Raw genomic sequence first — 23832 nt, forward strand, 5'->3', positions numbered from 1 at the left:
ACATCAGGTGAGCTGAGTGGTCCTGACCAGGGTCATGACCACGACGACGACCAGGACAACAGCACAGGTGCCGTACTGCACGAGGGCGCGATGCTCACGCGGGGCGTGCACCATCGCGTAGCCGGTGATCACGCCGGCGACCAGGCCGCCGATGTGGGCCTGCCAGGCGATGTTGCTCCAGCCGAAGGTGAAGATCAGGTTGATCACCAGCAGCGCGATGACCGGCCGCATGTCGTACCTGAGCCGGCGCATCAGGATCGCGGTCGCACCGAAGAGACCGAAGATCGCGCCGGAGGCCCCGAGGGAGGGCTGGTTGGGGGCGGCGATCAGGTAGGTGAGCGCGCTGCCGGCCAGTCCGGAGACGAAGTAGAGGGTCACGTAGCGGGCCCGGCCGAGCGCCGCTTCCAGGGGACCGCCGATCCACCACAGGCTGAGCATGTTGAACAGGATGTGGATGTAGCTGCCGTGCAGGAACATCGCGGTCAGCATCCGGTAGTACTGACCGTGCGCGATGCCCTCGACGCCGCCGAGGAGGGGCACGTAGGCCTGGCCGATCAGCTCGAACCGGTTGGTGAAGCGGTCCCCGACGGACATCTGGACCAGGAACGCGGCCAGGTTGATGCCGATCAGCACCTTGGTGACCAGCCGCGGATCGGTGGCCACGCTGCCACCGGCGAGCGTGCGGGGACGGGACGCGGCCGGGGAGTGACCGGTGCCGGAGTCGCCGCGGGCGCACTCGGGGCACTGGAAGCCCACGGAGGCGTCGACCATGCACTCGGGGCAGATCGGGCGCTCGCAGCGGGTGCAGCGGACGCCGGTCTCGCGGTCGGGGTGTCGGTAGCAGCAGGGCAGGCTCTGGGCGTGCTGGGGCCCCTGATCCCCCGGGCCCTGCGGGCTGCCTGGCGCCTGGTCCATGAGTTCCCCTACGTCGTCGTTGGTGCGCTGTGCACAAAAAGCACCGCCCCGCCCATCTTTACGGATGAGCGGGGCGTTTGGTTCCTGCCCTGCGGCGAGTCAGCCCTGGCGGGTCTCCACCACGACAGACTCGATGACGACGTCGTGGAGCGGGCGGTCGGTGCGCGGGTTGGTCTGCGTGGTGGCGATCGCGTCGACGACCTTCTGGCTGGCGGGGTCGGTGACCTCGCCGAAGATGGTGTGCTTGCGGTTCAGCCACGTCGAGGGGGAGACCGTGATGAAGAACTGCGAGCCGTTGGTGCCCGGGCCGGCGTTGGCCATGGCCAGCAGGTAGGGCTTGTTGAACGAGAGGTCGGGGTGGAACTCGTCCTCGAACTGGTACCCGGGGCCGCCGGTGCCGTTGCCCAGCGGGTCGCCGCCCTGGATCATGAACCCGCTGATCACCCGGTGGAAGACCGTGCCGTCGTACAGCTTGTCCGAGGACTTCTGACCCGTGGACGGGTTGACCCACTCCCGCTCACCCGTGGCGAGCTCGACGAAGTTGCGGACCGTCTTGGGCGCGTGGTTCGGCAGAAGCCGGACTTCGATGTCGCCACTGTTGGTCTTCAGGGTGGCGTAGAGCTGCTCGGCCACGATGTGCCTTCCGTTGTCTTCCTGTGCTGCCCTGATCCTCGCACGGCCCATGGCACTCGTGGCCTGACGGCCGTCTACAGATGCGGATATGGGGAAGTCGGTTGCAGTAAAAACAGTCGAGTCCGTCCGGGCCGGGAGCGCTCGGCGGGGATCCGTGGCATTGTCGACGACAAGCGCCTGTTGCCCCGTATTCATCCTCTATTGGACTCACTCGGCTCTAGATCGGCTCTAGATCGGCTCTTGATCGGAGTTGGTCCGGAGTCGGTATGCATGACCCGGATGCCCGCCCTCACATGCCCCGGGGTCTGTTGGAAGGCATGATCCGTAAAAGGGTGGAAAGTCGAAATACCGTACGCCACCGAGGAGGAGGAACCCGTGACCCGCATCGACAGCGTGCGCGCCGCGACCGGTTCGGCGAAGGACAGCGTGCTGCACGCCGCGGAAGTGGTGGCGCCCTACGCCGACACGGCCAAGGACAGGGCTGCGCACTACGCACACGAGGCACGCGTACGGCTCGCGCCGAAGGTGTCGCAGGCCGCCGATCAGGCCCGCGTCCAGTACGACGCCCATGTCGCGCCACGCCTTGAGCAGGCCATGACGTATGTGCCGCCGAAGGTCGACCAGGCCGCCCATGAGGCCGCCGTCCGCACCCGGCTGGCCGCGCGGCAGGCCGCCGACTATTCCCGGCCCAGGCTCGAGCAGGCCGTCGCCGCCGCCGGGCCCGCCAGGGACGAGGCCGCCGCACGCGGTGCCGCCGCGCTGGCCGCACTGCGCGGCCAGGTGACGTCCAAGGAGATCCAGAAGCTCGTCCGCAAGCACGAACGGCGCGCGAGGGCCGGCCGTGCCGCGAAGTTCCTGCTGGTGGTCGGCGCGCTCGCGGGCGGTGCGTTCGCCGCCTGGAAGTGGTGGGACAAGCAGGCCAACCCGGACTGGCTGGTCGAGCCGCCCGCGGCGACCGAGGTTCCGGAGTCGAGCCGGCTCTCGTCGGTGGACGGCAGCGGCAAGTCGGTGCTGGACCCTGAGGTGCAGGCCAAGGAAGCCGAGGAGGAGGCCGCGAAGCACGACGACGGCCGTTGATCTTCCGCGTTCCGAACTTCCCCGTGGGACGGGAGACTTGAGGGTCTCCCGTCCCACGGCTGTGTTTCACGTGAAACATGGGTGCCCGGCCATACGGGCCTCGGACACCTCCAGCACCTGTCCCCGTCATAACTGACGGCGCGACTCCATCGAGCCCGAAACAGACCCGGCAGTCTCTTCTCGCTGCAGAACTACGCCACAGACTCTGCGGATCAGCCCTTCAGCAGATCAGACGGGCCGTCAGGGGACGGCATATAACCCCTCCCTGACCTCGAAGAACGACTACCGGAAACAGACCGTCTGGTCGGGTAGAGTTGGCGCAAAACCATGGGGCCGGAGGGAAAGAAATGGCCAAGCAGGCTCGTGCGCTGCAGACACGGCGCTCGATCGTGGAAGCCGCAGCGAGCGTGTTCGCCGAGTACGGCTACGAACGTGCGGTCACCTCGGAGATCCTGCGCCGGGCGAAGGTCACCAAGGGCGCGATGTACTTCCACTTCCCCTCCAAGGAGTCGCTCGCCCAGGCGATCATGGACGGGCAGTCCGGCCTGGTGAGCGCGGAGCCCGGGCTCTCCCCCCTGCAGTCGATCATCGACATCACGCACCAGTTCGCCCATGGCCTGCGCCACGATGCCATCGCCCGGGCCGGCACGCGGCTGTGCATCGAGGGCGTCTTCTTCCACGGCACACACCCGTGGGGCGACTGGTTCGACCTCACCACCCGGCTGCTGACCGAGGGGCGGGACCAGGGCGAGGTGCTGCCCCAGGTCGTCCCCAGGGAGACCGCGGAGTTCATCGTCGCCACCTTCACCGGCGTCCAGCTGGTGTCCGAGGCCATCAACCGCAGGGCCGATCTGCGCGGACGGGTCGCCGTGATGTGGCGTCACATCCTGCCGTCCGTCGCGCACCCCGCCACCATCGCCCGGCTGCGCCCGGAGGGCGTCACCGATCCGGCGACGATGACCGCGACCGCACGGGACGGCGCCCGGAGCGAGGCGGAGAACGGGGCGGACGCCGAAGCAGGGGCCGAAGCGGGGGCCGAGGTCGGAGCCGGCACCGGCTGAGGCGATCAGCCGGAACCACGTGGGACGCATCCAGCTGCGCAAAAGCCCCTCCCCCTGCGTTTCCGCAGGTGGAGGGGCTTTTCGCGGTGGAGCCTAGGGGAGTCGAACCCCTGACATCTGCCATGCAAAGACAGCGCTCTACCAACTGAGCTAAGGCCCCGGAATGGGAGCATCCCCCGGAAAAACCGCGTACCGGTGGGCGCCGCAGACCAGAGTACCGGGTCATCCCCGGGATCTCGCAAAAAGATTGGGGGTCCCCGTGAACCACCACGCTTCGTAAGATGCTCGGCGTGGTTCGCTACAGCGAACCACAGTACTTGGGGAAGCGATGGGGAGACGCAATGGACGCCGCACAGCAGGAAGCGACCGCAAGAGCGCGGGAACTGCAGCGGAACTGGTACGGGGAGCCGCTGGGGGCGCTCTTCCGTAAGCTCATAGAAGACCTCGGCCTCAACCAGGCCCGGCTCGCGGGGGTACTGGGCCTGTCGGCGCCGATGCTGTCACAGCTGATGAGCGGCCAGCGGGCGAAGATCGGCAACCCGGCCGTCGTACAGCGGGTGCAGCTGCTGCAGGACCTGGCGGGGCAGGTCGCGGACGGCAGCGTGAGCGCGGCCGAGGCCACCGAGCGCATGGAAGAGATCAAGAAGTCGCAGGGGGGATCGGTGCTCAGCAACACCACGACCACGACCAGCAGTTCGGGCGCACCCACGGTGAAGCGGGTGGTCCGCGAGATCCAGTCGCTGCTGCGCTCGGTGGCCGCCGCGGGCGACATCATCGACGCCGCGGACACCCTCGCCCCGAGCCACCCGGAGCTGGCAGAGTTCCTCCGGGTGTACGGGGCCGGCCGCACCTCGGACGCGGTCACGCACTACCAGGCGCACCAGAGCTGAGCCCGAGAGCCCGGTCGCCGAAGGGGGTTCGGCAGCCGGGCCGACGGCCGAGGAGAAGCCGGGGTCCGTATCACTCGTCACGCTCGTCGAGAAACGACGCAAGGGGGCGCAAGGGGGAGTCGTATCGCTCGTCGAGGGGCAAGCAAGGGGGGTAGCCGCAGGGGGAGGAGCGACGCACAGCCATGGGTGAGGTCTTCGCCGGCCGGTACGAACTGGTCGACCCGATCGGACGCGGAGGGGTCGGCGCCGTCTGGCGCGCCTGGGACCATCGTCGCCGCCGCTATGTGGCCGCCAAGGTGCTCCAGCAGAGCGACGCGCACTCCCTGCTGCGCTTCGTCCGCGAGCAGGCCCTGCGGATCGATCACCCCCATGTGCTCGCGCCCGCCAGCTGGGCCGCCGACGACGACAAGGTCCTGTTCACCATGGACCTCGTCGCCGGTGGCTCCCTGGTCCATCTGATCGGGGACTACGGCCCTCTGCCCCCTGGCTATGTCTGCGTCCTGATCGACCAGCTCCTGTCGGGGCTGTCCGCGGTGCACGGGGAAGGCGTCATGCACCGCGACATCAAGCCCGCCAACGTGCTGCTGGAGGCCACGGGCACGGGCCGGCCGCGGCTGCGGCTGTCCGACTTCGGCATCGCCATGCGCCTGGGTGAGCCGCGTCTGACGGAGACCAACCTTGTCGTCGGCACGCCGGGCTATCTCGCGCCCGAGCAGATGATGGGCGCGGAACCGGACTTCCCCGCCGACCTGTTCGCCGTGGGGCTGGTCGCGCTGTACCTGCTGGAGGGTGCCAAGCCGGACGCCAAGGCGCTCGTGCAGTACTTCGCCGCGCACGGGACGCCGAACGCCCCCAAGGGCATCCCCGAGCCTCTGTGGGAGGTCGTGGCGACGCTGCTCCAGCCCGATCCGCAGACCCGGTTCCGTACGGCCACGGGGGCGCGCAAGGCGCTCGCCACCGCCGCCGAACTGCTTCCGGACCCCGGCCCGGACGACGAGTTGATCGAGATCTTCGACCAACTCGGGCCGCTGCCGCCCGGGTTCGGTCCGGCCGGGCCCCTCAAGCCGGCACCCGGCGTCGCGGCCAGGAGGGCGGCAGACACCTCCGGGACCGGCACAAGTGAGGCTTCTTCGTGGCCCGTTGAGGCCGATGGGGCCGCCGCGCCGTCCACGTCGGACGAGGGCGCCGTATCGTCCACGGGTGGTCCATCGCGGCGTGACCCCCGTCAAGGCACCGGGCCCGCGTCCGAGTCGTCCGTCCCCACGGGGCCGCCCTCCATGTCGGACACCGGCAGCTTCCACCTGCCGCCCCCGCAGGCGACCGTCTCCTCCGGCCGGACTCCGGCTCCACAGACGCCGACACCACCCCACGCACCGGCGTCCCAGACACAGCCCCATCAAGGCGGCCACCAGCAGCCCGCCTACGTCTCCCCGCACGATCCCACGCATGTGCTGCCCTCCCCCCAGTCGCACGCACCGCCGTACTCCGCTCAGGCCCTGAATCCGGCGCCGCACCACCGCGCCGATGCCTCTACTGCTTCGTACACCGCCCAGGTCCCCCAGGTTCCGCCTCCAGGCCAGGAGATTTCGCAGGAGCCCACGCGCCGCAACCACCGCGCCCGCCGCGCCCGCCCCGCACGCCGTCCCGGCCCACCCGCCAAGGTGGCGATCCCGCTCCTGCTGCTCGCGCTGGCCTGCTACGCCGTGGGGTTCTGGGCGCTGACCCGGATCTGAGCCGGTCGCCGACTGCCGGCCCGCCGCCGACCCGCGCTGCTCAGGCTCCCGCTCGCCGCCGTGCCGTGACCGTCCACACCCCGAGCACGGCCAGCACCACCGTGCCCGCGCCGATCCCGCCGACGGCGACGGCCGTCATCGCGGCGTTCCCGCCGACGGCTCCCCCTGCCGCCGCGTTCTCCCGGTCCTCGTCCGTGATCTCGAAGACGTTCCGCGGCACCGACGGCCCCGCGTACCCGGGACCGTCCTGCGCCGTGCCCCCGAGCCGTACGCGCAGCGTCAGCCCGAACGGCCCGTGGCCGAACTCGTCGGCCACGCCCTTGGAGAGGTGCAGCACGAGGTAGTACGAGCCGGCGAAGCGCATTCCGCTCAGCTGGTCTCCGACGGCGTAGCGATTGGCGTACTCGACGGGCGGCACCGGTGCGAGGGAGGCCGACTGCTGCTGTCCGTCGTAGCCGACGCTCGTGTCCTCGACATGGGCGCGCACGGGGTTGTAGAGCGTCAGGTCCAGCGCGTCGACCGCATACCCGTGGCCGCCGCCGCTCGCGGTGCCGAGTTCGGCGGTGGCGGACAGCTGCCGGCCCCAGTCGACCGGGACCTTGTAGAAGAGCGTCTGCCCGGGCGAGATGTCGGCACGCCAGACGCCCTGTCCCACGGCGGTCGCCCGGGAGTACCCCGCGCCGCCCTGGCTGGCTTTGGGCGCGCCCGTGACGGGCGTGGGCGAGGCGGAGTCCCACACCTTGGGAGCGCTGGTCGAACCGGCCTTGTTCACCGGCGGTTCGGACACGGCCGTGAGCTCCAGGTCCCAGGGGCCGGGTGAGGAGTCCGCCATACCGACGCGCTCGACGACCACGTAGTACGCGCCGGCGCCCTTGCACACCGGGTTGGCCGGGGAGGTCGTACGGGCGCCCCAGGCCGTGACGGGGTGCGGGCTCCTGGCGGCGCCGAAACTCGCGCTCTGGTACGAGCAGGAGTTGCTGTCGGTGTTCTGCACCGACACCCTGATGCCGTCGGTCACGGAGAGCTTGGCGCCCTTGCCGGGGACGGCCGTGGCGGAGACGTAGGTGTTCGAGTCGGCGTCGAGGTCGAAGCTGTAGTAGACCTTGGCGCCCTTCGAGAGGGAGCTCCGGTACGTCTTGCCGACCTGGAGGCGGGGGGCGTCCGTCGTCCCCGTCGCCCCGTCGACGTTCTGGGCGCTCGCCGCGAAGGCGTAGGAGGCGGCGGAGGGGGCGGAGGCCCTCGGGGCGCCCGCGGCAGGGGCCGCCTCGGCGGACCAGGACGCCGGTATCGCCACCGTATACAGCACCGCCGCCGCGGCCGCCACGCGCACGCGTGCGGACGGACGCCCGCGCCGAACCCCCGCGCGCCACCACGCCGTACGCCGCCCCATCACGCGCCACCCCTCGTCGTCCCCCCGGCGGCCACCCGGACCGCAGCGGCCGGGCGTCAGCCGGACCGTGGCCCATCCTGCCCCGCCGGGCCGCACCTCATCCGCGCAACACAAAACCCCGACCGCAAGGACGGCCGGGGTCTGCTCAGAATCCGTTGTCGATACTCACGAACCCGTGGGCACGGAGTCAGTCGCCTCCGTCCACAGATCCTGCTCGGCGCGATCCGCCTGGATCTGGCGGTACACGAGGAGCCCGCCGATGGCGGCCAGTGCGACCAGGAGAAGCTTCTTCACCGCGCGACCTCGTCTTTCCTTGACGTAGGGGACCTCTGGCGCCCGACTATACACACCGGCCGATACCGATCGGTGACCTGCGTGGGCCCCCAACTCCCGTCCGGCACAACGCCGTAGAACGGGAGGACGGCGTTCCGATCTGAGGGTGATCACACCCTCACGCGCGGTGACTTTGCACCCGATTCTTATCCTTTCTTGCTGTTTACGCCCATCCGAGTGGTGTTCATCCGAACTTCGACACGGCGCGGGCGTAGGTCCAACACTTCGCGGCCCACATACACATCATGAGGAAAGTACGCAAATCGCCCAGACCCGAAAGTGAGGGGCCATGGCCCAGAACCAGGTCATGAAGCTGTGGACCGCCATCGTCACCGCCTTCCTCGCGCTGTGCACGGCGCTCGGACTCATCACGACGACCGCCACCGCGGCGGTAGCGCACACCGAGCCGACCGGCAACAGCACGCCTCCCGTGACGACACCGGTCCCCCAGTGGTCCTGGTCCAGCGCCGGCGCCCTGCCCCCCACGATGAAACAGCGCATCCACGCCGAGGCCCACGGAAAGGCCCCCAGTTGCCGCCTCCGCCCACAGGCGGACACGGACGAGTGCGCGGGAACGGTGAGCATGGAGATCGACCTGCCGACGGACGCGTTCGTCACCGTCCCTAAGCAAGGCACTCCACTCCAACTCTGAGGGCCCGCCCCGCATCTCCGACCCAGCGGCGAGTTTGCGTACTCAATCCGCGACAGGAAGACCCCCACCGGTGGCCGGTGGGGGTCTTCCGCTGTTCACAGGCGCCGTGGTGCAGCTTGAGCGAAAGACGGGGTATCAGGGGTTATGCCAGGCGAGACGCAGGATGGAGGGCATGGTGGACTGGGATCGGTTCGCGCAGGAGATGGCGTCCTTGGCGCGTGATCTGCTGGCGCGGGACTCGGTGGACGCCACGCTGGAGCGGATCACCGCTTCGGCCACCGAGCTGGTCGACGGTTGCGACGCTGCAGGAATCCTCATGCTGCACGGCAAGGGGGTGGAGACCCTCGCACCCACCGACCAGATGGTCGTCGACAGCGACCGGCTCCAGGAACAGCTGGGGCAAGGCCCGTGCTTCGACGCCGCCCGCAGTTCGCGGGGGGAGCGGGTCTTCCGCATCGCCGACCTCACGGGTGAGGCGCAGCGCTGGCCCGTCTACGCGCCCCAGGCCCATGCGCTCGGCGTCGGCAGCATGATGGGTTTCCTGCTGTTCACCGACGACGAGGACTTCGGCGCGCTGAACCTGTACTCCCGTAAGACCGGCGCATTCACCGAGGTCAGCGAACTGTCCGGCTGGCTGCTGGCCTCCCACGCCGCAGTCGCCTTTTCCGCCGCCCGCACTCACGCCCAGATGGAACAGGCCGTCTCCACCCGCCACACGATCGGGGAGGCCATGGGCATCCTCATGGGCGCCCGCCACGTCACCGAAGAGCAGGCCTTCGACGTCCTGCGCCACTACTCACAGGAGCAGAACGTGAAGCTCCGCGAAGTCGCCCGCCGGATCTGCGAACAGGGCAGCGTCTGAAGAGGGCACTTCTCATCCGTAGCGCAGGATCGATTCATCGGCTGATGTCGGCCGCAGACGCCGAAGACCCCCGGCCCATTCGGACCGGGGGTCTTCGTGCTGGTGGGGCTAACAGGATTTGAACCTGTGGCCTCATCCTTATCAGGGATGCGCTCTAACCAACTGAGCTATAGCCCCGCCGCGCTCTGCGGTGTATGTCCCGCGCGCTGACCCCTGAAGATTAGCGCACGACGTGCGCAGTCCCAAAATCGGTTGTCCCAGGGCCGGCGGAGGAGGTTTCAAGGGACCTTCGGGGTGAAGGTCACTCGTCCTCCGCGAGCGTCAGCTCGACGCCGCCGACGAAGCCCGCGGACAGGTTGTAGATGAACGCGCCGAGGGTCGCGAGAGCCGTCGCGAGGACGACGTCGATGACCGCGATGATCGACGTGAACGTCAGGACATGCGGAAGCGACAGGAAGGACTGCAGGTCGAAGCCGTTCGACTCGTTGGAGCCGGTCGCCTCGGAGATCGTGCCGCCGACCGTCGAGAAGACGCCCATGGCGTCCATCACCATCCACAGCACGGCGGACGCGACGATCGTGCAGATGCCCAGCGCGATGGAGAGCAGGAAGCTGACCTTCATGACCGACCACGGGTCGGCCTTCGCCACGCGCAGACGTGCCTTGCGGATACGGGGCGTGGTGCGCGCGCCGGTACGCGGCCGCCGTACGGCGCCGGCCGGGGCCGGAGCCTGCTGGTTCTGGTAGGCCTGCGGCGGGTGGTAGGGCCCGGCGGGCTGCTGCGGCTGCCGCTCCCCGGGGAGCGGAGAGGCCGTCTGCTGCGCCGCGGGCCGGGGCTGGGCGCCCGGCGCGGCCGGGCCCGCTCCAGCCTCGTGCTGCTGGGTCTGCGGGCCGCGGGAGTCCGTCACAGTTCCCCCCTGGGTTCCATGAGAGTCGGGCGAGGGCGAGTCGGCCGCGTCGGCGTCGATCTTGCGCAGCTGGGTGGTGTGCGGATCCGCCGCACGCGCGGCGGAGCCACGGCCGCCGCCGTCCGCGTCCGTACCAGTGGAGGTACCGGCAGATCCGGCGCCCGTGGCTCCGCTCACGATGACTCACTCCTCGTGCTACTCGGCCGAGGGCACCTCACCCTCGTCCGTGCCGGTGTCCGCGGCACCCTCGGCGGTCTCGTCCACGGCATCGCCGTCGACCTCCTCCGCCTCGCGTCCCGCCTCGGCGTTACGAGCGATGCCGACCACGGCATCGCGCTTGCCCAGGTTGATCAGTTGGACGCCCATGGTGTCACGGCCCGTCTCCCTGACCTCGTTGACTCGCGTACGAATCACACCGCCCGACAGCGTGATGGCGAGGATCTCGTCGGCCTCCTCGACCACCAGCGCGCCGACGAGCGACCCGCGGTCCTCCACGATCTTGGCAGCCTTGATGCCGAGGCCGCCGCGACCCTGGACGCGGTACTCGTCGACGGCGGTCCGCTTCGCGTACCCGCCGTCTGTGGCAGTGAACACGAACGTACCGGGTCGAACAACATTCATCGACAAAAGTTCGTCGCCCTCACGGAAACTCATGCCCTTGACACCCGAGGTGGCCCGGCCCATGGGCCGGAGGCTGTCGTCCGTGGCGGTGAACCTGATCGACTGAGCCTTCTTGCTGATCAGAAGCAGATCGTCATCGGCCGAAACGAGCTCGGCTCCGATCAGTTCGTCGTCGGAACCATCCTCCATCTCGCGGAGGTTGATCGCGATGACACCGCCGGAACGCGGCGAATCGTAATCCTTCAGAGGCGTCTTCTTGACCAGGCCGCCCTTCGTGGCCAGGACCAGGTACGGCACCGCCTCGTAGTCGCGGATGGCGAGGATCTCCGCGATCGCCTCGTCGGGCTGGAAGGCCAGCAGGTTGGCGACGTGCTGGCCGCGGGCGTCCCGGCCGGCGTCGGGCAGCTCGTACGCCTTCGCGCGGTACACCCGGCCCTTGTTGGTGAAGAACAGCAGCCAGTGGTGGGTGGTCGAGACGAAGAAGTGGTCGACGATGTCGTCTTCCTTCAGCTTCGTGCCGCGCACGCCCTTGCCGCCGCGCTTCTGCGCCCGGTAGTCGACGGTCTTGGTGCGCTTGACGTAGCCACCGCGCGAGACGGTGACGACGATGTCCTCCTCGGCGATCAGGTCCTCGATGGACATGTCGCCGTCGAAGGGCACCAGCATCGTCTTGCGGTCGTCGCCGTACTTCTCGACGATCGCGGCGAGCTCGGCGCTGACGATGCCGCGCTGACGGACCGGGGAGGCCAGGATCGCGTTGTACTCGGTGATCTTCGCCTGGAGTTCGTCGTGCTCCTGGACGATCTTCTGGCGCTCCAGGGCGGCCAGTCGGCGCAGCTGCATCTCGAGGATGGCGTTCGCCTGGATCTCGTCGATCTCCAGGAGGTCCATCAGGCCCGTGCGCGCGATCTCGACGGTGTCACTGCGCCGGATCAGCGCGATGACCTCGTCGATGGCGTCCAGGGCCTTCAGCAGGCCGCGCAGGATGTGCGCGCGCTCCTCGGCCTTGCGCAGCCGGAAGCGCGTACGGCGGACGATGACCTCGATCTGGTGCGTCACCCAGTGGCGGATGAACGCGTCGAGCGAGAGGGTGCGCGGGACGCCGTCGACGAGCGCCAGCATGTTGGCGCCGAAGTTCGTCTGCAGGTCCGTGTGCTTGTAGAGGTTGTTCAGGACGACCTTGGCGACCGCGTCCCGCTTGAGCACGATGACCAGGCGCTGGCCGGTGCGCGAGGAGGTCTCGTCGCGCACGTCCGCGATGCCGCCGACCTTGCCGTCCTTCACCAGGTCGGCGATCTTCTGCGCGAGGTTGTCGGGGTTGACCTGGTAGGGCAGCTCCGTGACCACCAGGCACTGGCGGTTCTGGATCTCCTCGACCGCGACGACCGCGCGCATGGTGATCGAGCCGCGGCCCGTGCGGTACGCCTCCTCGATGCCCTTGCGGCCGACCACGAGGGCGCCGGTCGGGAAGTCCGGGCCCTTGATGCGCTCGATGAGCGCGTCCAGGAGCTCCTCGTGCGAGGCCTCCGGGTTCTCCAGGTACCACTGGGCGCCGGCCGCCACCTCGCGCAGGTTGTGCGGCGGGATGTTGGTCGCCATGCCGACCGCGATACCGGCCGAGCCGTTGATCAGCAGGTTCGGGAAGCGAGCGGGCAGGACGGTCGGCTCCTGGGAGCGGCCGTCGTAGTTGTCCGTGAAGTCGACGGTGTCCTCGTCGATGTCGCGGACCATCTCCATCGACAGCGGCGCCATCTTGCACTCGGTGTAGCGCATGGCCGCCGCCGGGTCGTTGCCCGGAGAGCCGAAGTTGCCGTTGGAGTCCACCAGCGGCATCCGCATCGACCACGGCTGCGCGAGGCGGACCAGCGCGTCGTAGATCGAACTGTCGCCGTGCGGGTGGTAGTTGCCCATGACGTCGCCGACGACACGGGCGCACTTGTAGAAGCCGCGCTCGGGGCGGTAGCCGCCGTCGTACATGGCGTACAGGACGCGGCGGTGGACGGGCTTGAGACCGTCCCGGACGTCGGGCAGCGCACGCGAGACGATGACGGACATCGCGTAGTCGAGGTACGAGCGCTGCATCTCCGTCTCGAGCCCGACGGGCTCGATGCGCATCACGATGTCGCCGCCCTCTTCAGGGGTGACGGGAGTGTTCTCGTCGGCCATTGCTGGTGAAGATCCTTTCTGGTGCGGTCAGCTGAGACCGACTCAGATGTCGAGGAACCGGACGTCCTTGGCGTTGCGCTGGATGAACTGGCGCCGGGCCTCGACGTCCTCGCCCATCAGGACCGAGAACAGGTCGTCGGCCTGGGCGGCGTCATCGAGGGTGACCTGGCCGAGGACGCGGTGCTCCTGGTCCATGGTGGTCACGCGCAGCTCCTCGGCGTTCATCTCGCCGAGGCCCTTGAAGCGCTGGATCGAGTCCTCGCGGACGCGCTTGCCGCGCTGGCGGCCCATCTCCAGCAGCGCGTCGCGCTCGCGGTCGGAGTAGGCGTACTCGACCTCGTCCCGGCCCCACTTGATCTTGTAGAGCGGCGGACGGGACAGGAAGACGTGCCCGGCCTCGACCAGCGGCCGCATGAAGCGGAACAGGAAGGTCAGCAGCAGGGTGTTGATGTGCTGGCCGTCGACGTCGGCGTCCGCCATCAGGATAATCTTGTGATAGCGGAGCTTCTCGATGTCGAAGTCCTCGTGCACACCGGTGCCGAAGGCGGAGATGAGCGCCTGGATCTCCTGGTTCTGCAGGATCTTGTCGATCCTGGCCTTCTCCACGTTCAGGATCTTGCCGCGGATCGGGAGGATCGCCTGGTACTGCGGGTTGCGGCCGGACTTGGCCGAGCCGCCGGCGGAGTCACCCTCGACGATGAAGATCTCGCACTTGGTCGGGTCGTTGGACTGGCAGTCCGACAGCTTGCCCGGCAGCGACGCCGACTCCAGCAGGCCCTTGCGGCGGGTCAGGTCGCGGGCCTTGCGGGCCGCCACGCGCGCGGTGGCCGCCTGGATGCCCTTGCGGATGATGTCCGCGGCCTCGACGGGGTTGCGGTCCAGCCAGTCGTTGAGGTGCTCGTAGACCGCCCTCTGCACGAAGGTCTTGGCCTCCGTGTTGCCCAGCTTGGTCTTCGTCTGGCCCTCGAACTGCGGCTCGCTCAGCTTGACCGAGATGATCGCGGTCAGACCCTCACGGATGTCGTCACCGGTGAGGTTGTCGTCCTTCTCGCGCAGCAGCTTCTTGTCGCGCGCGTACTTGTTGATCAGCGAGGTCAGGGCCGCGCGGAAGCCCTCCTCGTGCGTACCGCCCTCGTGCGTGTGGATGATGTTGGCGAAGGAGTACACGCCCTCGCTGTAACCGCTGTTCCACTGCATCGCGACCTCGAGGGACAGGCTCTTGTCCTTGTCCTCGGCCTCGAGATCGATGACGGTGTTGTGGACCACGTCTCCCTTGCGGGAGTTGAGGTACTTCACGAAGTCGACGATGCCGCCTTCGTAGTGGTAGGTGACGGTCTTGACCTCGTCCTTCTCGTCCGCACCCGCCTCGTCCGCGCCGGCGGTCGCCTTCGCCGACTCGCGCTCGTCGGTGAGTTTGATCGTCAGGCCCTTGTTGAGGAACGCCATCTCCTGGAAGCGCCGGGAGAGCGTCTCGAAGGAGTACTCGGTGGTCTCGAAGATGTCCGGGTCGGCCCAGAAGGTGACCGACGTGCCGGTCACCTCGGTGGCCTCGTGCTTGACGAGCGGCGCCGTGGGGACGCCCATCTTGTAGTCCTGCGTCCAGCGGTGACCGTCGGTCTTGACCTCGACGGCGACCTTCGCCGACAGCGCGTTGACGACGGACACGCCCACGCCGTGCAGACCACCGGAGACCGCGTAACCGCCGCCGCCGAACTTGCCGCCCGCGTGCAGCACGGTCAGCACGACCTCGAGGGCCGGCTTGCCCTCCGAGGCGACGATGCCCACCGGGATGCCGCGGCCGTTGTCGATGACGCGGACGCCGCCGTCGGCGAGGATCGTCACGTCGATGGTGTCCGCGTAGCCGGCCAGCGCCTCGTCGACGGAGTTGTCGACCACCTCGTACACGAGGTGGTGCAGCCCGCGCTCACCGGTGGAGCCGATGTACATACCAGGGCGCTTGCGGACCGCGTCCAGGCCTTCGAGGACAGTGATGGCGCTGGCGTCGTACGAGGCGGTGACCTCGCCGTTCGACGAGGTCACCGCGCTGTTCTCGCCGGCGTCGGTGGACGGGATGTTCTCGTTGGGGTTGCCGGAATCGGCCACGAAGCGCCCTTTCTGGCACAGCACCAGCCAGGCTCGTCGGCAGGTTGCCGGAGCGGCTGCGGCATGTTGCGTTGGTAAGCCTTGTTCAGCGTTGCTCAGCGTTTCCCGGACGGTCCCCACGAGTGGGGCGGGATTGGCTTCCAGTCTACCGGTAGCGCCGACAGTGATGGGGGTTTGCCGGTACCTGAGTCCTCATGTGCCGCCCTGAACCGGCGTCTTCCGGGTCCCCATATACGGAGCAGGGCTCCAAGAGGCTCACAGCGGCACTCAGCGCTTCCGACTGTCAACCCATGGCTACTTGGGAGTCAGGTAGTGATTCGCACCCGCACGCGGGGGTGCAACGAAGCGGCCGCCGGCGCCCTGTGGAGAGCGCCGACGGCCTGTGGATGTGAGGTCTGTCACCCATACGTGTCGCCGGGTCCCGTGCTGCCGGGGGCGCGCAGGGGACCGTAGCGACGGGCGGGGCCGGCGGGGCCGTTCACCTTGATCATCTTGACCGCGCCGTGCCCGAGGTCCTCGTTGAGGCGGGCGACGAGCGTCGGGGCGAGCAGGCGCAGATTCGTCGCCCAGGCCGTGGAGTCGCAGCGCACGACGAGCACGCGCTCCTCCTCGTCGTACTTCTCCGGCTCGCAGTGCTTGGCCACGTCCTCGCCGACGATCTGCGGCCAGCGGCCCATCACTCCGCCCACCGCCGCCGGGGTCTCCCAGCCGCGCTCGGTGAGGAGCCGGTTGATCGCAGCGCCCAGCGCCATGGGGTCGCGCCCGTCGGCGCGCGCGCCGGAGCGCAGGCCGCCGCGCCGGGCCTGCTTCTTCTGCTGCGCCGCGTCCCCGCGCGCGCGTGCCTGTTCCTTCGCCGCCCTGAGCGCCACGCGCGCGAGGTCGACGCCGGAGGGTTCGGCGGCCTTGGCCGGTTCGGCGGCCTTCTTTGGTGCCGGGTCCTCGTCCGTCATACGCGCTCCACCGTCCCGTCCGCCACGGAGTACCGCGTCCCGGTCAGTACGTGCGGTACGTCGTCGTCGACCGCGGCCGTCACCAGCACCTGCTCACCCGGGGCGACCAGCTCCGCGAGGCGCTCGCGGCGGCGGGTGTCGAGCTCGGCGAAGACGTCGTCGAGGACGAGTACCGGTTCGTTGCCCTCGGCCCGCAGCAGGTCGTAGGAGGCCAGGCGCAGCGCCAGCGCGTACGACCAGGACTCCCCGTGGGAGGCGTACCCCTTGGCGGGCAACTGGCCGAGTTTGAGCACCAGATCGTCCCGGTGGGGTCCTACGAGGGTGACGCCCCGCTCGATCTCCTGCTTGCGCGCCTCGGCGAGCGCGGCCGTCAACTGCTCGTAGAGGTCCTCGCGCGTGTGCGCCTCGCCGGGGGCGGACGGCTTGTACTCCAGGGCCACCGGGCCGCCGCCCGGGGCCAGTTGCTCGTACGCCTTGTCGGCCAGCGGCTGGATCGCGGCGACCAGGTCGAGGCGCTGGGCGAGCAACTCGGAGCCCACGCGCGCGAGGTGCTGGTCCCAGACGTCGAGTGTGGACAGGTCCATGGAGCGGCCGCCGTGCCGGCGGGCCAGCGCGGCCGACTTCAGCAGCGTGTTGCGCTGCTTGAGGACACGCTCGTAGTCGGAGCGCACGCCGGCCATGCGCGGGGAACGGGCGGTGACCAGCTCGTCGAGGAAGCGGCGCCGCTCCCCGGGATCGCCCTTGACCAGGGACAGGTCCTCGGGCGCGAACAGGACGGTCCGTACGATGCCCAGCACGTCACGGGGTCTGACCTGCGAGGACCTGTTGATACGGGCCCGGTTGGCCTTGCCGGGGTTCAGCTCCAGCTCGACGAGCTGCTGCCGCTCGCCCTGCCTGACCTGCGCCCGGATGACGGCACGGTCGGCCCCCATGCGCACCAAGGGGGCGTCGGAGGCCACGCGGTGGCTGCCGAGGGTGGCGAGATAGCCGACGGCCTCGACGAGGTTCGTCTTGCCCTGGCCGTTGGGGCCGACGAACGCGGTGACGCCCGGGTCGAGCGGAACTTCGACCCGGGCGTACGAGCGGAAGTCGGCCAGCGACAGATGCGTGACGTGCATGGTCGTTCGCCGACCTCCCCCTGCGCTCCGGATCCGCGGCCGGGCGGCCGGCGGATCTGTGGATTTCTTGTCGTCCTGTGGATTACTTCGTACTGCGGATCACTTGGTGGTGACCGCGTGGCCGCCGAACTGGTTGCGCAGCGCCGCGACCATCTTCATCTGGGGCGAGTCCTCCTGCCGCGAGGAGAACCGCGCGAAGAGCGAGGCCGTGATCGCCGGCAGCGGTACGGCGTTGTCGATCGCGGCTTCCACAGTCCAGCGTCCCTCACCGGAGTCCTGTGCAAAACCCTTCAGCCTGTCGAGGTGCTCGTCCTCGTCCAGAGCGTTCACCGCGAGGTCCAGCAGCCAGGAGCGGATGACGGTGCCCTCCTGCCAGGAGCGGAAGACCTCGCGCACGTCCGTGACGGAGTCGACCTTCTCCAGCAGCTCCCAGCCCTCGGCGTAGGCCTGCATCATCGCGTACTCGATGCCGTTGTGGACCATCTTCGCGAAGTGGCCCGCGCCGACCTTGCCGGCGTGTACCGCGCCGAACGTCCCCTCGGGCTTGAGGGCGTCGAACACCGGCTGCACCTTGGCGACGTCCTCCGCGTCGCCGCCGTACATCAGCGCATAGCCGTTCTCCAGGCCCCAGACGCCGCCCGAGACGCCGCAGTCGACGAAGCCGATGCCCTTGGCGGCCAGCTCCTCCGCGTGCTTCTCGTCGTCCGTCCAGCGGGAGTTGCCGCCGTCCACGACGACGTCACCCGGCTCCAGGAGCTCGGCCAGCTCGTCGATCGTGGACTGGGTGGGCGCACCGGCCGGGACCATCACCCAGACCACACGGGGGCCGCCGAGCTTGCCCACAAGGTCGGCGAGGCTGTGGACATCGGCAAGGTCCGGGTTGCGGTCGTATCCGACGACGGTGTGGCCCGCGCGGCGGATCCGCTCGCGCATGTTGCCGCCCATCTTGCCGAGGCCGACGAGACCGAGCTCCATCAGTTGTTCCTTAGGTTGCTGTGTGGCGTGTGGGGCACGTTCGTACCTGTGTCCGAGCCTAAACCCGGACCCTCGCGCACAGCTGTGGGCATACACGCTCAAACGAACGGTCCCCACCTGCGGGTTTCCCCAGCGCCGTGGAGTTTCCTCCACGGCCTGTGGACAGCTTCCCGGCGCCTCAGCCGCTCAGTCGCACCGGCATGATCAGGTACTTGTAGGCCTCGTCCGCCTCGGCGTCCAGGGCCGGCCTGCCGCTCAGCAGCGCGGGCTTGGTGGACGTCGTGAAGGACAGCTGGGCCACCGGGGAGTCGATGGCGCTCAGGCCGTCCAGCAGGAAGGTCGGGTTGAAGGCGATCGAGACGTCGTCGCCCTCCAACTGGGCGTCGACCCTCTCCACAGCCTGTGCGTCGTCGCTGGAGCCGGCCTCCAGGATCAGCACGCCCTGCTCGAAGCTCAGCCGCACCGGGGTGTTGCGCTCGGCGACCAGGGCCACACGCTTGACGGCCTCCACGAAGGGGGCGGTCTCGATCACGGCGACGGAGTTGAACTCCGTCGGGAACAGCGAGCGGTACTTCGGGAGGTCGCCCTCGAGAAGGCGGGTGGTCGTACGACGACCCGCGCCCTCGAAGCCGATCAGGCCCTCGCCCGCGCCCGAGCCGGAGAGCGCCAGGGTGACGCTGTCGCCGCTCGTGAGCGCCTTGGCGGTGTCCAGGAGCGTCTTGGCGGGCACCAGGGCGACCGCGGACGTCTCGGGGTTCTCCGGCTTCCACAGGAACTCGCGGACCGCGAAGCGGTAGCGGTCGGTGGACGCCAGGGTGACGGTGTCGCCCTCGATCTCGATGCGCACACCGGTCAGCACCGGCAGCGTGTCGTCGCGGCCGGCGGCGATGGCGACCTGTGCGGCGGCCGAGGCGAAGACCTCACCGGGGACGGTGCCGGTCGCGGTCGGCATCTGCGGCAGTGCCGGGTACTCCTCCACAGGCAGGGTGTGGAGTGTGAACCGCGAGGAGCCGCAGACCACGGTCGCCCGTACACCGTCTGTGGAAATCTCCACCGGGCGGTTGGGGAGGGCACGGCAGATGTCCGCGAGCAGCCGGCCGGAGACGAGGACGGTGCCCTCCTCCTCGACCTCCGCCTCCACGGACACGCGCGCCGAGACCTCGTAGTCGAAGCTGGAGAGGCTGAGAGCGCCGTCCTCGGCCTTCAGCAGGAGGCCGGCGAGGACAGGCGCCGGCGGACGGGCCGGGAGGCTGCGTGCCACCCAGGCCACTGCCTCCGCGAGTACGTCGCGTTCCACCCGGATCTTCACTGTTGCCGCCTCCTGCTGTTGCCGGCGCTGCTCGCCCTGCCTGGCTCCGTCGTCTGTCTCGGTGTCGTCGGTCCCTGTGAGGGGAAGAACACCGGGGACCAGTCTGACGCACCGCACTGACAGTAGGTGCCTCTCGGGGTCAAGTCGTGACGAGGGGCAGCCGGGCACCGAACAGCGAGTTGTGCACAGCCCCCTCTTCGAAGCGAACTTCTCCCTCTCTCTAGTTGGGAGTAGTAGTAGGGGCTGTGGAAACCGTGGATAACCTCGTTTTCCCAGCTCAGAGGCAAGATTTTGTCCACCGACCCTGTGGGCGGAGGCGGTGGACAACTCCGGGTTTCTGTGGAGAACAGGAAGTTCTGCACATCCCGTGCACAGCCTGAGGCGACTTCTCCCCAGCGCCGTCCCCAGCTTTCCCCACCTTTCCCACAGCCCGACCCGGCACCTTCATGTGACGCCTTTCACTCGACACGGTGATCAGGCGCGTCACGTTGCCGAACAGTGGACAGCGATGTGGAGAAGGTGCTGATCTCTGGGGACAACCGGCCTCTTCCTGTGGGTTGCCGGTGGACAACTTCGTGCACAGCTTGTGGATCACACGGCTGTCCACAGTCTGTGGAGATCTTTCGTCCACGAATCCACAACCACCTGACCTGGGTTGATGGTTCTTCAACAGGTGTCCTGTGGATTGAGATCTGGACAACTTCGCAGTCCCCAGGATGTGGACGGGAAAAAGTACCGCGATCTGTGGAGAGAGGCCGTAACCCGGCAGGTAATCGAACAACGGCAACGCCGACACGACTCAGACACGACTCGGACCCGACGCCGTGGACGTCGCCGCGGACGACGCCGGCACGAAGAAGGGCGCCTCCGGATGTCCTCCGGAGGCGCCCTGGCGGCGTCTGTGGAACGTGTCCCTGCGGCTCTCAGCCGTTCTTGATGCGGTTGGTCAGCTCCGTCACCTGGTTGTAGATGGAGCGCCGCTCGGCCATCAGATTGCGGATCTTGCGGTCCGCGTGCATCACCGTGGTGTGGTCGCGGCCGCCGAAGAGCGCGCCGATCTTCGGCAGGGAGAGGTCCGTCAGTTCCCGGCACAGGTACATGGCGATCTGGCGTGCCGTCACGAGCGCGCGGCCGCGCGAGGTTCCGCACAGGTCCTCGACGGTGAGGCCGAAGTAGTCGGCGGTCGCGCTCATGATGGCGGTCGAGGTGATCTCGGGGGCCGAGTCCTCGCCGCCGGGGATCAGGTCCTTCAGGACGATCTCGGTCAGGCCCAGGTCCACCGGCTGCCGGTTGAGCGACGCGAACGCCGTCACCCGGATCAGCGCGCCCTCCAGCTCTCGGATGTTGCGCGAGATGCGGGAGGCGATGAACTCCAGTACCTCCGGAGGGGCGTTGAGCTGTTCCTGCACAGCCTTCTTGCGGAGGATCGCGATACGCGTCTCCAGCTCGGGCGGCTGGACGTCGGTGATCAGACCCCACTCGAAACGGTTCCGCAGCCGGTCCTCCAGCGTCACCAGCTGCTTGGGCGGCCGGTCGCTGGAGAGCACGATCTGCTTGTTGGCGTTGTGGAGCGTGTTGAAGGTGTGGAAGAACTCCTCCTGCGTCGACTCCTTGTCCGCCAGGAACTGGATGTCGTCGACGAGCAGGATGTCCATCTCGCGGTAGCGCTTGCGGAAGCTGTCGCCCTTGCCGTCGCGGATGGAGTTGATGAACTCGTTGGTGAACTCCTCCGAGCTCACGTACCGCACGCGCGTGCCCGGGTAGAGGCTGCGCGCGTAGTGCCCGATCGCGTGCAGCAGGTGCGTCTTGCCGAGCCCCGACTCACCGTAGATGAACAGGGGGTTGTACGCCTTGGCGGGCGCCTCGGCGACGGCCACCGCGGCGGCGTGCGCGAAGCGGTTGGAGGCGCCGATGACGAACGTGTCGAAGAGGTACTTCGGGTTCAGCCGTGCCGTGGGCTCACCCGGGCCGGGCGCCGGCGCGGGCTGAGCGGCCAGCGGGCCCGGCGCGCCGCTGGCGGGCAGGTTGGGTCCGACCGGCCCGCCCCGGTGCACATGCCCGGTGCCGCTCCGCTGCTCGGGCAGCTCCCGGCGCGCGTCGCGCTGGTCGTAGTCCGGTCGCGGCTGGTCGTAGTCCGGGCGCTGCTTCTCGTAGTCGGGGCGCTGGTGGTCGTAGGGCGGGCGCTCCATCGACTGCGGGCGGTAGTCCTGGGACGGGGGTCCGTAGGAGTCCTGGGCCGAGGAGCCGTACGAGTCCTGTGCGGAGGCCCCGTAGGAGTCCTGCCGCGGCGACGCGTAGGGGTCCCGCTCGGGGAAGCCGAGACGCTGCTGCTGCCAGCTGTACTCGTCCTGCGACGGGCGCGGCCAGGAGCCGGGCTCGGGGCGCTGGTACTCCGAGGGGTACGCCGGGCGCGCGGTGGGGAGCTGGTCACCGCGGGGAGAGGGCAGCTGGTCGTCGGGGAGCTGCTCGGGGCGGCCGGGCCGGTGCTCGTCGGCACGGTGGCGGCCGTAGCCCTCGTACTGCCCGGAGGGGAGCTCGGGCTCGTCGTAACGCGGCTGGGGACGGACCGGCCCAGGCGGGGGCGGGGGCTCGCCCGCGGAGTCGTCGACCGTGATCGCGATGCGGATCGGCCGGCCGCACTCGCGGCTCAGCGACTCGCTGACGATCGGGGCGAGGCGGCCCTCGAGCACGCCCTTCGCGAATTCGTTCGGCACGGCGAGCAGCGCGGTGTCGGCGACCAGCGCGAGCGGCTGGCAGCGGCGGATCCAGTGCTCGTCCTTGGTCTCGACCCCCTGCCCGCGGCCCTCACCGAGAAGTTGCTCGAGTACTCGTGGCCACACTGCGGCAAGATCGGCAGGTACGTCAGCCACAGGGCACGCTCTCTCACGGGTCCCACGAACGTGTGGTTGTGGGACGGGTCGGGATTGAAATGGGCTGGCGCCCAAACAGAGGAGTCAAAGGAACGAATCGGAGTTCAGCCACGGTAGTCAGGGCGACCGGTGCGGTTCAAGTTGTTGTCCCCAGCCTGTGGATAGTGTCTCTCGGTGACCGTTGGTTTGACCGGATGGCGTAGCCCCGCGTACCGTAACCAGGTCGAGTTGTCGATGGCTGCTGCCGCCTGCCTCCGATGGGCACAGATCGCGTCAGGTGATCGGGAAGCGGTGCAATCGGGCGTAACTGCGAGCTACTCGTGGGCGCACGGTGACAGCCAGGACGGCACCCGCAACCACCGATTTGATTTCTGGAGCCCCCGAGTGAGCAAGCGCACCTTCCAGCCGAACAACCGTCGTCGCGCGAAGACCCACGGCTTCCGCCTGCGGATGCGCACCCGTGCCGGCCGCGCGATTCTCGCGAACCGTCGTGCCAAGGGTCGCGCCAGCCTGTCCGCCTGATCCCGGTCAGGTCATGCCGTCGTGCTGCCCACCGAGAACCGGCTGAGGCGGCGCGAGGACTTCGCGACCGCAGTACGACGAGGGCGCCGGGCAGGCCGCCCGTCCCTCGTCGTCCACCTTCGTAGCGGTGCCACGGACCCGCACGCGCCTGGGGAGAGCGCTCCCCCGACGCGTGCGGGTTTCGTCGTGAGCAAAGCTGTGGGCGGAGCGGTCGTACGCAACAAGGTCAAGCGCAGACTGCGTCATCTGATGCGGGACCGAGTGGCCCAGTTGCCCCCCGGTAGCCTGGTAGTCGTACGAGCGCTGCCCGGTGCGGGCGACGCCGACCATGCACAACTGGCCCGAGACCTGGATGCCGCCATCGAGCGGCTGCTGGGAGGGGGCGCGCGATGAAGTACCCGCTGCTGGCTCTGATCAAGCTGTACCAGTGGACGATCAGTCCGCTGCTGGGGCCCGTCTGCAAGTACTACCCGTCGTGTTCCCACTACGGCTACACGGCCATCGACCGGCATGGTGCGATCAAGGGCACGGCACTGACCGCCTGGCGCATCCTTCGGTGCAATCCGTGGTCGCTGGGTGGCGTGGACCATGTCCCGCCGCGTAAGCGCCCGCGGTGGCACGAAATGCTGCGCAACACCTGGCGTGCACGCAAGGGCGGGTCCTCCGCCGCCGAATCGGCCACCGAAGGCAACGGTCCTTCGAGCCCGGCCGCAGAGACCTCGTCCCATGTCCAAGGAGCATGATT

21 protein-coding genes and 2 tRNA genes are annotated in these 23832 nt (G+C 68.9%); 9 read left to right on the top strand and 14 right to left on the bottom strand.

Features of this window, described 5'->3' with window-relative positions; genetic code table 11:
• Positions 1-3 precede the first annotated feature (3 nt).
• Together ACIBN2_RS27190 and ACIBN2_RS27195 are read right to left on the bottom strand one after the other, a co-directional pair.
• Complete coding sequence (locus ACIBN2_RS27190; RefSeq protein WP_399138031.1) at positions 4-915, bottom strand: rhomboid family intramembrane serine protease; 912 nt, start codon at positions 913-915, stop codon at positions 4-6.
• Positions 916-1014: 99 nt separating this feature from the next.
• On the bottom strand, positions 1015-1548 hold the full coding sequence (locus ACIBN2_RS27195; RefSeq protein WP_399138032.1) for a peptidylprolyl isomerase: 534 nt from the start codon (positions 1546-1548) through the stop codon (positions 1015-1017).
• A 375-nt stretch (positions 1549-1923) separates the two neighbouring features.
• Between ACIBN2_RS27195 and ACIBN2_RS27200 the strand changes: the two genes are divergently transcribed.
• Both ACIBN2_RS27200 and ACIBN2_RS27205 read left to right on the top strand, forming a co-directional pair.
• Positions 1924-2625: a DUF5324 family protein gene (locus ACIBN2_RS27200; protein WP_399138034.1), complete on the top strand. Its 702-nt coding sequence runs from the start codon at positions 1924-1926 to the stop codon at positions 2623-2625.
• A 347-nt stretch (positions 2626-2972) separates the two neighbouring features.
• Entirely contained in the window at positions 2973-3686 is a 714-nt protein-coding gene (locus tag ACIBN2_RS27205) for a ScbR family autoregulator-binding transcription factor (RefSeq protein WP_399138036.1), read from the top strand.
• Positions 3687-3773: 87 nt separating this feature from the next.
• On the opposite strand, the gene ACIBN2_RS27210 is transcribed toward ACIBN2_RS27205, so the two are convergent.
• Positions 3774-3846: transfer RNA gene (locus tag ACIBN2_RS27210), tRNA-Ala, on the bottom strand.
• 181 nt (positions 3847-4027) lie between these two features.
• Between ACIBN2_RS27210 and ACIBN2_RS27215 the strand changes: the two genes are divergently transcribed.
• Together ACIBN2_RS27215 and ACIBN2_RS27220 are read left to right on the top strand one after the other, a co-directional pair.
• Positions 4028-4576: a helix-turn-helix domain-containing protein gene (locus ACIBN2_RS27215; RefSeq protein ID WP_384269150.1), complete on the top strand. Its 549-nt coding sequence runs from the start codon at positions 4028-4030 to the stop codon at positions 4574-4576.
• 182 nt (positions 4577-4758) lie between these two features.
• The gene (locus tag ACIBN2_RS27220; protein WP_399138038.1) at positions 4759-6309 is read left to right on the top strand and encodes a protein kinase; all 1551 of its coding nucleotides are present in this window, start codon (positions 4759-4761) and stop codon (positions 6307-6309) included.
• A gap of 40 nt (positions 6310-6349) precedes the next feature.
• Here ACIBN2_RS27220 and ACIBN2_RS27225 read toward each other — a convergent pair whose 3' ends face one another.
• A complete protein-coding gene (locus ACIBN2_RS27225; protein WP_399138040.1) occupies positions 6350-7699 on the bottom strand; it encodes a hypothetical protein in 1350 nt (449 codons plus the stop codon).
• Positions 7700-7864: 165 nt separating this feature from the next.
• Positions 7865-7993, bottom strand: coding sequence for a DLW-39 family protein (locus ACIBN2_RS27230; RefSeq protein WP_003999697.1), 129 nt, complete (start codon positions 7991-7993; stop codon positions 7865-7867).
• Between the two features lie 328 nt (positions 7994-8321).
• Between ACIBN2_RS27230 and ACIBN2_RS27235 the strand changes: the two genes are divergently transcribed.
• Entirely contained in the window at positions 8322-8684 is a 363-nt protein-coding gene (locus ACIBN2_RS27235; RefSeq protein ID WP_399138042.1) for a DUF6344 domain-containing protein, read from the top strand.
• Positions 8685-8856: 172 nt separating this feature from the next.
• Positions 8857-9546, top strand: a complete 690-nt coding sequence (locus ACIBN2_RS27240) for a GAF and ANTAR domain-containing protein (protein ID WP_399138044.1) — start codon at positions 8857-8859, stop codon at positions 9544-9546.
• Positions 9547-9646: 100 nt separating this feature from the next.
• On the opposite strand, the gene ACIBN2_RS27245 is transcribed toward ACIBN2_RS27240, so the two are convergent.
• The 9 genes from ACIBN2_RS27245 to dnaA form a co-directional block, all read right to left on the bottom strand.
• A tRNA-Ile gene (locus tag ACIBN2_RS27245) sits at positions 9647-9723 on the bottom strand.
• Between the two features lie 124 nt (positions 9724-9847).
• Positions 9848-10630 (bottom strand): DUF3566 domain-containing protein, encoded by a 783-nt coding sequence (locus ACIBN2_RS27250; protein WP_399138046.1) that lies wholly within the window; start codon positions 10628-10630, stop codon positions 9848-9850.
• An 18-nt stretch (positions 10631-10648) separates the two neighbouring features.
• Complete coding sequence (gene gyrA / locus ACIBN2_RS27255; protein WP_399138048.1) at positions 10649-13240, bottom strand: DNA gyrase subunit A; 2592 nt, start codon at positions 13238-13240, stop codon at positions 10649-10651.
• Positions 13241-13282: 42 nt separating this feature from the next.
• Positions 13283-15367 carry a DNA topoisomerase (ATP-hydrolyzing) subunit B gene (gyrB, locus tag ACIBN2_RS27260; RefSeq protein WP_399138050.1) on the bottom strand — a complete coding sequence of 695 codons (2085 nt, stop codon included), beginning with the start codon at positions 15365-15367 and terminating at the stop codon, positions 13283-13285.
• A 374-nt stretch (positions 15368-15741) separates the two neighbouring features.
• Positions 15742-16293: a DUF721 domain-containing protein gene (locus ACIBN2_RS27265; protein WP_399138052.1), complete on the bottom strand. Its 552-nt coding sequence runs from the start codon at positions 16291-16293 to the stop codon at positions 15742-15744.
• Positions 16290-17411, bottom strand: a complete 1122-nt coding sequence (gene recF, locus ACIBN2_RS27270) for a DNA replication/repair protein RecF (RefSeq protein ID WP_399138054.1) — start codon at positions 17409-17411, stop codon at positions 16290-16292. Before recF ends, ACIBN2_RS27265 begins: the two co-directional genes overlap by 4 nt.
• 99 nt (positions 17412-17510) lie before the next feature.
• Positions 17511-18386 (bottom strand): phosphogluconate dehydrogenase (NAD(+)-dependent, decarboxylating), encoded by an 876-nt coding sequence (gene gnd / locus ACIBN2_RS27275; RefSeq protein WP_399138055.1) that lies wholly within the window; start codon positions 18384-18386, stop codon positions 17511-17513.
• Positions 18387-18564: 178 nt separating this feature from the next.
• Positions 18565-19695, bottom strand: coding sequence for a DNA polymerase III subunit beta (gene dnaN, locus ACIBN2_RS27280; RefSeq protein ID WP_399138056.1), 1131 nt, complete (start codon positions 19693-19695; stop codon positions 18565-18567).
• 923 nt (positions 19696-20618) lie between these two features.
• On the bottom strand, positions 20619-22565 hold the full coding sequence (gene dnaA / locus ACIBN2_RS27285) for a chromosomal replication initiator protein DnaA (protein ID WP_399138058.1): 1947 nt from the start codon (positions 22563-22565) through the stop codon (positions 20619-20621).
• 384 nt (positions 22566-22949) lie between these two features.
• Here dnaA and rpmH point away from each other — a divergent pair, with 384 nt between their 5' ends.
• Genes rpmH through yidD form a run of 3 tightly spaced genes read left to right on the top strand, consistent with a single transcriptional unit; the run spans position 22950 to position 23830 of the window.
• The gene (rpmH, locus tag ACIBN2_RS27290; RefSeq protein WP_015659252.1) at positions 22950-23087 is read left to right on the top strand and encodes a 50S ribosomal protein L34; all 138 of its coding nucleotides are present in this window, start codon (positions 22950-22952) and stop codon (positions 23085-23087) included.
• Between the two features lie 21 nt (positions 23088-23108).
• Positions 23109-23480, top strand: a complete 372-nt coding sequence (gene rnpA, locus ACIBN2_RS27295; protein WP_393866357.1) for a ribonuclease P protein component — start codon at positions 23109-23111, stop codon at positions 23478-23480.
• Complete coding sequence (gene yidD, locus ACIBN2_RS27300; RefSeq protein WP_399138060.1) at positions 23477-23830, top strand: membrane protein insertion efficiency factor YidD; 354 nt, start codon at positions 23477-23479, stop codon at positions 23828-23830. The genes rnpA and yidD overlap by 4 nt, the downstream gene beginning before the upstream one ends.
• Positions 23831-23832 lie beyond the last annotated feature (2 nt).

Source organism: Streptomyces sp. NPDC050534 (assembly GCF_044457745.1).
Lineage (GTDB): Bacteria > Actinomycetota > Actinomycetes > Streptomycetales > Streptomycetaceae > Streptomyces.

What these genes read in the sequence shown, in the direction of transcription:
- ACIBN2_RS27190 (WP_399138031.1), bottom strand. Translation starts at nt 915, where the DNA reads ATGGACCAGGCGCCAGGCAGCCCGCAGGGCCCGGGGGATCAGGGGCCC.
- ACIBN2_RS27205 (WP_399138036.1), top strand. Translation starts at nt 2,973, where the DNA reads ATGGCCAAGCAGGCTCGTGCGCTGCAGACACGGCGCTCGATCGTGGAA.
- ACIBN2_RS27215 (WP_384269150.1), top strand. Translation starts at nt 4,028, where the DNA reads ATGGACGCCGCACAGCAGGAAGCGACCGCAAGAGCGCGGGAACTGCAG.
- ACIBN2_RS27220 (WP_399138038.1), top strand. Translation starts at nt 4,759, where the DNA reads ATGGGTGAGGTCTTCGCCGGCCGGTACGAACTGGTCGACCCGATCGGA.
- ACIBN2_RS27225 (WP_399138040.1), bottom strand. Translation starts at nt 7,699, where the DNA reads ATGGGGCGGCGTACGGCGTGGTGGCGCGCGGGGGTTCGGCGCGGGCGT.
- ACIBN2_RS27235 (WP_399138042.1), top strand. Translation starts at nt 8,322, where the DNA reads ATGGCCCAGAACCAGGTCATGAAGCTGTGGACCGCCATCGTCACCGCC.
- ACIBN2_RS27240 (WP_399138044.1), top strand. Translation starts at nt 8,857, where the DNA reads ATGGTGGACTGGGATCGGTTCGCGCAGGAGATGGCGTCCTTGGCGCGT.
- gyrA (WP_399138048.1), bottom strand. Translation starts at nt 13,240, where the DNA reads ATGGCCGACGAGAACACTCCCGTCACCCCTGAAGAGGGCGGCGACATC.
- ACIBN2_RS27265 (WP_399138052.1), bottom strand. Translation starts at nt 16,293, where the DNA reads ATGACGGACGAGGACCCGGCACCAAAGAAGGCCGCCGAACCGGCCAAG.
- recF (WP_399138054.1), bottom strand. Translation starts at nt 17,411, where the DNA reads ATGCACGTCACGCATCTGTCGCTGGCCGACTTCCGCTCGTACGCCCGG.
- gnd (WP_399138055.1), bottom strand. Translation starts at nt 18,386, where the DNA reads ATGGAGCTCGGTCTCGTCGGCCTCGGCAAGATGGGCGGCAACATGCGC.
- yidD (WP_399138060.1), top strand. Translation starts at nt 23,477, where the DNA reads ATGAAGTACCCGCTGCTGGCTCTGATCAAGCTGTACCAGTGGACGATC.